Source organism: Promineifilum sp. (SeqCode) (assembly GCF_041918635.1).
Classification (GTDB): Bacteria; Chloroflexota; Anaerolineae; order Promineifilales; family Promineifilaceae; genus Promineifilum.
The window spans coordinates 1-7,097 of record NZ_JAYRVJ010000741.1 but is presented as its reverse complement, the minus strand read 5'-3'; the positions used below and the strand labels follow the sequence as shown (position 1 = coordinate 7,097).

The following is a 7,097-nucleotide window of genomic DNA, read 5'->3' as shown; positions in this document are numbered from 1 at the left end:
TCCTTGAGGATCTGAACAATCTGGCTTTCGGTGAATCGTGACCGCTTCATGTGGAATCCTCCTGGGCTGATTATGCCCGATTTTTCCACTTATGATTGGTACTGATTTGGGGGATGGTTACCCCTGCACGCTCTTCTGTGCTAGAGAAGAACCATCCCAGTATAATCCTCCCCAAACTCGCCAACCATCGCCGGAAAGCCCATCGCCCCCACCGCGCCCGATCAGGCGCGCCGCGGCCGCCGGCCCACGACCAGGAGGAACACGATGCTTGTCGAACACAGTGTTGTGATCAACCGGCCCACCGAAGAAGTTTTCGACGTCGCCACCTGTCTGCGCCGTTGCGTCGTCTGGCGCAGCGCGCTGTTGTCCTCGACGAAGACCAGCGACGGCCCCGTCGGCGTGGGGACGACCTTCGAGCAGGAGGTGCACGGCCTGGGCAAGACGTACCGCAACACGGCCGTCATCACCGACTACGAGCCGCCGCACCGCTTCGCCTACAAGCGCCTGACCGGGCCTGACGACGGAGCCGACTATCAGGCGCGTTTCGCCTTCGAGCAGGAGGGCGAGGGGACGCGCTACACGGTCTGGGTCGAGGGGAAATCGCCCGGCGGCTGGCTGCGCGTCCTGCCCACGTCGCTGTTGCGGCAATGGGTGCACAACAGCATCGCCCAGGAGATGGACACGCTGAAGGGGATGATGGAAAACGGCGTTGACCTGGAGGCGGCGTTGGCTGCTTCGTAGCCGAAGAATGGGACGCAGATGACGCTGATTTGGGCAGATTTTCGCGGATAAGAAAGCGTGATGTTTCTTATCCGCGAAAATCAGCGTTCAATCCGCGTTATCAGCGTCCCATCTCTTCTTCCCCTCGTCGCCCTAGCTCATCCGTGCTACACTAGCGCGCCATGACGCTGGAGCTTGACAAGCTGTCCCATGAGATGCAGCAGATGGCCCGCGCCGCGGCCGAACTGCGCCGGGAGCAGCGGCAGCGGGCGCGCCAGTTGCGCCGCCTGCTGGCCGAACACGCCACTGACTGGGCCGGCATCCGCGCCGGGCTGGCCAAGGCCGAACAGATCGCCGACCCCAAGTACTTCCGCGCCGCCGCGCCGCTGTCGGAGCGCGAACCGCTCGACGCCGCCATCTCCCCCGGCCCGCCGCCGGAGCGGGCGACCCTCATCGCTACCGACGGCTCGCAGATCATGCCCGACCGGCACGCGGCCTACCTCTACTATCTCGTCAACGTGGGGGCCATCGTCTATCACCACGGCGACGGCCGCGCCCCCGACATCCACACCTCGCCGCAACTCTTCTATCCCCAGGTGGAGGACGATCAGACCGAGGACGAGCCGGGCTTCGACAAGAGCGAAGTGACCATCGCCCGCGACCGGCGGGAGATCGAGACGCTGGCGAACCTGTGCGCGGCCTATCGGGGCAGCCCCGGCGGCGTCCTGGCCCTGCTCGACCAACGGCTGCTCTACTGGCCCATGGCCGGCGAGCGGGGCAGCGTGGAGGGCGTGGTGGCCGCCTGGACGCGGGCCATGCGCCACATCTACGAGACGGGCGCGCTACTGGCCGGCTACATCGACCGGCCGGGCAAGCGCTCGGTGGGAACGATGCTCCAGACGTTGCTCGACGAAGAGGACGTGGATTGGCGGGCGCTGGGCCGGCGGCCGATGGGCGGCGAATTGACCGACGCCGGCCTCTACGCCACGCTGCTCGGCCCCGGCCAGCGCAGCCCCGTCTTCGTGGACGTCTCCCCCACCAACCGGCGCTTCGCCGAAGAAGACCCCAATATCGAGGTGTGTTTCTTCTACCTGAACGCCGGCTCCAGCAACATCATTGTGGAGGACGAGCTAGACCCCGGCGGCGAGGCGCGGGCCGTGGCCCGGGTGGACATCCCGCGCTGGGTGGCCGACGACCCGGTGGCCGTGGCCGCCGTCCACAGCCTGATCTACGACCAGTGCCGCATCCTGGGCAACTACCCCTACGCGCTGACGCGGGCCGACGAACTGGCCGTGGTCGGCCGGGACGACGAGGCCAGCCTCAACGCCATGATCGACCTCGCCATGCAGCGCGCCGGCCTGAGCGGCAGCGAGACGGCCAAGCAAAGCGGCAAGGAGATCGCCCGCGGCGGCCGCACGCCACACAAAATGGGTGGGTGGCGGGGATAATGTAGCACGGGTTTCTTAACCCGTGGCGGGACGGAAGCAACAGGTTAAGAAACCTGTTCCACGAAAGGTGCATATGTCAGACATAGGCAACGAATGGTTACAGCAGAAGCCGCCGGTCGGGCGCGTGCTGCGGGCCAGCACGGCCGGCTTCGTCATCGGCTGCCAGGTGCAACAGCTCTCCGGACCGTCGTTCGGCTGCCTGGTCAAGGCCCAGCCGGTCGATTCGCGCGAGGCCATCTTCGGCCTCATCTACAACATGAACGTCGATGACGACCCGTTGGTGCGGCGGCTCATCCTGGCCGACAGCCCGCGCGAGGAGGTCATCAACGACCAGCGCCAGAACCGGCTGTTGCCCATCGAGATGAGCGTGCTGGCCGTTGGCTACTGTCTCAACGGGCGCTTCTTCCACGGCCTGCCGCCCCGCCCGCCGCTCAACCTCGACCCGGTCTACCTGTGCCACGAGCGGGCCGAACTCGTCCGCTTCACCGACCGGCTCGGCTACCTGCGGCTCATCCTGCGCGCCGTCGACATGGGCGTGCCGGTCGATCAACTGCTGGTCGCCCACGTGCAGGACGTGCACCGCCTGCGCGACTACGACACCGACTGGGCGACGGGGGTCATCGCCGAGGTGATCGAACTGCTACGCAACGACTACGAGACGCTCGTGCCCGTGCTGGAAGCCATCGGCGAGGCGCTGCCCAGCCTGGATGGCGTCGCCGGGGCGGTGGGGGGCTTCTGATGTTCGACCTGCCAACCCAAACGACCGAGGCGACCGCCCCGCTGGGCTACATCGTCGGCGGCGGCCTGAAGGAGGGCTTCCGCGTCCGGCTGACCATCCCGGCCGACAGCGTCCAGGAAGGCAGCTTTGTCGTCTGCGAGAGCGGGCGCTTCCGCTACTTCGGCCTGGTGACTGATCTCCAGCTAGGCTCCACCGACCCGCGCTTCGCCGACGAGCAGTCCGACCGGCTGCCGCTGACCATCCGGCGCGCCCTCTACGGCAAGACGCTCTACACCACGCTGGAGATGTACCCGACGCTGCTGGTCGATCTCGGCCCGGAGTTGACTTCGCCGGAGCGGGCCGAGTGGCAGGCGCGCGTCGACCGGGGCGAGGAGAACCCCGGGCCGAAGCCGGTCAAGACCGTGCCCGCTCACCACGCGCCCGTCCGCCCGGCCAACGAGGGGGACGTGGCCGCCATCTTCGGCGAGGAGGGCGGCAGCGTCTTCGCCATCGGCCAGACCATCGAGCAGGGCTACCCGGTCTGCCTCGACCTGAGCCGCTTCGTCAAGCGCTCCAGCGGCATCTTCGGCGCGACGGGCACGGGCAAGAGCTTCCTGACGCGCATGGTGCTGGCCGGGCTGATGAAGACGAACGTGGCCGCGGCCCTGGTCTTCGACATGCACAACGAGTACGGCTTCGACGCCCAAGACACCGACCGGGGCGAGCGGGTCTACGGCCTGCGCTCGCTCTTCGGGCGGTCGCGCGTCGAGGTGGCCGGGCTGGGGAAGGGGGCGATGATCGGCAACGACCGGGCCGACTTCGACGTGGAGATCGCCGCCGGCGACTTCACCACAGCCGACATCCTGTTGCTGGGCGAGACGCTCAACCTGACCGAGACCAGCGCCGTCACGCTGAGCGCGCTGGAGCGGTCGTTTGGCGACAAGTGGTTCGTCAAGTTCATGGAACTCGACCCGACGGCCGAGGTGACCGATGAGGCGGGCAAGCGATATCCCGCGCCCAACTCCGTCGCCTATTGGGCGCGCAGCGCCAACGTCAACGACGAGGCGGCCAAGGGGCTATACCGGCGATTGAAGCGCATCTACGACAAGGAGTACGTCGTCGACAGGCCGGCGGTCGATGCCGTGGGGGCCATCGTCGACCGGCTGGAGAACGGCCGCCACGTCATCCTGAGCTTCGGCCGGCACGAGCAGGAGGCGGACTACCTGCTCGTCTCCAACATCCTGACCCGGCGCATCCGCGACCGCTGGGTGAAGAAGACTGAGGAGCACCGGGGCAGCGTCGGCAGCGTCGCGCCGCCGCGCCCGCTGGTCATCGTCGTGGAGGAGGCGCACAAGCTGCTCAACCCCGCCGTGGCCGGCCAGACGGCGTTCGGCACTATCGCCCGCGAGTTGCGCAAGTATTACGTGACGCTGCTCATCGTCGATCAGCGGCCGTCGGGCATCGACGACGAGGTCATGTCGCAGTTGGGCACGCGCGTCACCGGCTGGCTGGGCGACGAGGACGACATCCGCGCCGTGCTCAGCGGCCTGTCCGGGCGCGACCAATTGCGCGGCATGCTGGCCCGTTTGCAGGAGAAGGAAGAGGTGCTGCTGCTGGGCTGGGGCGTTAAGATGCCCATCCCCATCCGCTCGCGGCGCTACGACAAGCGCTTCTACGACGAGATGCGCGGCCGGGCCGTCGCGCCCGCTGTCGCTACGCCCGGCCCCAAGCCGGTCTACACGCTGGACGACGCCAACGACGATTTATTCTGAAGAAATGGCTACGGATTGAGACGGATAACACGGATTTGTTGAAAATGTGAGAATCTATGGATCCGTCTTTTCTGTGATAATCCGTAGCCATTTCTTCTTCCCCGGCATTTGTTGTTTCACTGCCGCTATGCTACTATCTGCCCATTATCCGTTTTTCATTCATCATCTGGTGCGGGTTTCTTTTGTGATCGGCGGTGTCGGGCTGATGCTTCATTCTAGCGAACGGGATTTATCCCCATTATCCGTTGACGGCGCGGGCCGGTTAGACTGGTTCATCGCGGCATAGCCGGGCCACAGGAGGGCCGCGACGGGGGTCGCGGCTACGAAGTGCCCGTATATACACGCCGGGGGTGTACGCCCGGCGGTGGGATGGTGAATGCGCGGAAAGCATTCACCATTTTTGTTTGCCGGGGAGAAAGACAGTAGAAGAATCCGCAGATTTCGCAGATTATTCGTGAACAATTCGCGGCGTTTGCGTCACCCAGTATACAAAGGACTCATGATTTATCTTTTGTCATTCATAGGCACTGGAGTTATCGATTCATATGCACCCTCGGATTGAATTCATCTCGCGTATCATTGGGGCGCTGGTGCTGGGGGCCGCCCTGGCCATCATCGGCGTGCAACTGGCGGCCCTGGTCAATCTCGATCCGCTGCGCTACGGCATCGCCTTTGGCGTCGGCGGCGGGGTGCTGGGGGTCGTGTTGGGCTTCCTCTTCACGCCCTACGTGACCGTCCGGCCGATCAACGCCGTTCGCCAGGCGCTCTCGGCCATGCCCCTGGAGCGGCTGATCTCATTGATGATCGGCGTCTTTCTGGGCCTCATCGCCGCGGCGCTCTTCTCCATCCCCCTGTCGCAACTGCCGTCGCCGCTGCGGGAAATCCTGCCGCTGGCCTCGGCGCTGGGCTTCTGCTACCTGGGCGCGGTGCTGATGATGAACCGCTACCGCGACCTGCGGGACTTCCTGGGCGCGCTGCGGCCGTCGCGCGGCGCGGACAAGGTGGTCGAGGTCGAGAAGAAGAAAGAGGATGAGCCGGTTATCCTGCTGGACACCAGCGTCATCATCGACGGCCGCATCCTCGACATCGCCCGCACCGGCTTCATCCGCCAGACCTTGCTCGTGCCCAACTTCGTGTTGAAGGAGTTGCAGCATATCGCCGACAGCCCCGACAGCCTGCGGCGCAACCGCGGCCGGCGCGGCCTGGACATCCTGAGCATGATGCAGAACGAGTCGCCTGTGCCGGTGCGCATCACCGACATGGACGCGCCCCAGACGCGCGACGCCGACAGCAAGCTGGTGCTGCTGGCCCGCCGGCTGACGTGTCCCATCATGACCAACGACTACAACCTGAATAAGGTGGCCGAACTTCAGGGCATCACCGTACTGAACATCAACGACCTCGCCAACGCGGTCAAGGCGTCGTTCCTGCCCGGCGAGGAGTTGAGCGTGACCATCATCCAGGAAGGCAAGGAGTACGGCCAGGGCGTCGGCTATCTCGATGACGGCACGATGGTCGTCGTCGAGGATGGCTACCGCCTGATGAACCGCACCGAGCACGTGGTTGTGACCAAGGTGTTGCAGACCACCGCCGGACGGATGATCTTCGCCAAGCCATAATAGGGGATAGGGGATAGGGGCTAGGAAAGAGCGCTCTTCCCAAGCCCCTAACCCCTGGTATTGCCAGCCCACACTATTCGCTATATCCTCACCATCCAGACAAGTTGGAGACAGGTATGTCGCTCAGAATCTATAACGTGCTGACGAGGCAGAAAGAGGAGTTCACGCCCCTGACCGAGGGCAAGGTCAACCTCTATGTCTGCGGCCCCACGGTCTACGACTACTCCCACATCGGCCACGCCAAGACCTACGTCAGCTTCGACGTCGTCGTTCGCTACCTGCGCTACAGGGGCTACGACGTGCTCTACGTGCAGAACATCACCGACGTCGGCCACATGCTCGACACCGGCGAAGACCGCATCCTGAAGAAGGCGCGGCAGATGTCGGCCAAGCCCATGCAGGTCGTAGAGACCTACACCCGCCAGTACTTCGCCGACATGGACGCGCTGGGCGTGCGCCGGCCGGACATCAGCCCGCGGGCCAGCGGCCACATTCCCGAGCAGATCGCCATGATCGAGCGGCTGATCGAGGAGGAGCACGCCTACGTCGTGGATGGTTCGGTCTACTTCAACGTGGCCTCCTTCCCCGAGTACGGCAAGCTGAGCGGCCGGATCATCGAAGACCTGGAAGAGGGCGCGCGCGTGGCCGTGCGCGAGGAGAAGCGTCACCCGGCCGACTTCGCCCTGTGGAAGAAAGCGGAGCCGGAGCACATCCTGCGCTGGCCCAGCCCGTGGGGCGACGGCTTCCCCGGCTGGCACATCGAGTGCTCGGCCATGGCCGCCAAGTACTTGGGCGAGACCATCGACATCCACGGCGGCGG

At 65.2% G+C, this 7,097-nt stretch carries 6 protein-coding genes; all 6 read left to right on the top strand.

Annotated elements, in window-relative coordinates; all coding sequences use genetic code 11:
* Positions 1-264 precede the first annotated feature (264 nt).
* Positions 265-741 (top strand): SRPBCC family protein, encoded by a 477-nt coding sequence (locus ACE3UY_RS21505; RefSeq protein WP_374689528.1) that lies wholly within the window; start codon positions 265-267, stop codon positions 739-741.
* 161 nt (positions 742-902) lie between these two features.
* The gene (locus tag ACE3UY_RS21500) at positions 903-2,168 is read left to right on the top strand and encodes a DNA double-strand break repair nuclease NurA (protein WP_374689527.1); all 1,266 of its coding nucleotides are present in this window, start codon (positions 903-905) and stop codon (positions 2,166-2,168) included.
* A gap of 73 nt (positions 2,169-2,241) precedes the next feature.
* Positions 2,242-2,907 (top strand): hypothetical protein, encoded by a 666-nt coding sequence (locus ACE3UY_RS21495; protein WP_374689526.1) that lies wholly within the window; start codon positions 2,242-2,244, stop codon positions 2,905-2,907.
* The gene (locus ACE3UY_RS21490) at positions 2,907-4,658 is read left to right on the top strand and encodes an ATP-binding protein (RefSeq protein ID WP_374689525.1); all 1,752 of its coding nucleotides are present in this window, start codon (positions 2,907-2,909) and stop codon (positions 4,656-4,658) included. Before ACE3UY_RS21495 ends, ACE3UY_RS21490 begins: the two co-directional genes overlap by 1 nt.
* A 545-nt stretch (positions 4,659-5,203) precedes the next feature.
* Positions 5,204-6,277: a PIN/TRAM domain-containing protein gene (locus tag ACE3UY_RS21485; RefSeq protein ID WP_374689524.1), complete on the top strand. Its 1,074-nt coding sequence runs from the start codon at positions 5,204-5,206 to the stop codon at positions 6,275-6,277.
* Between the two features lie 116 nt (positions 6,278-6,393).
* On the top strand, positions 6,394-7,097 hold a 704-nt coding region (locus tag ACE3UY_RS21480; protein ID WP_374689523.1), incomplete at its 3' end, for a class I tRNA ligase family protein.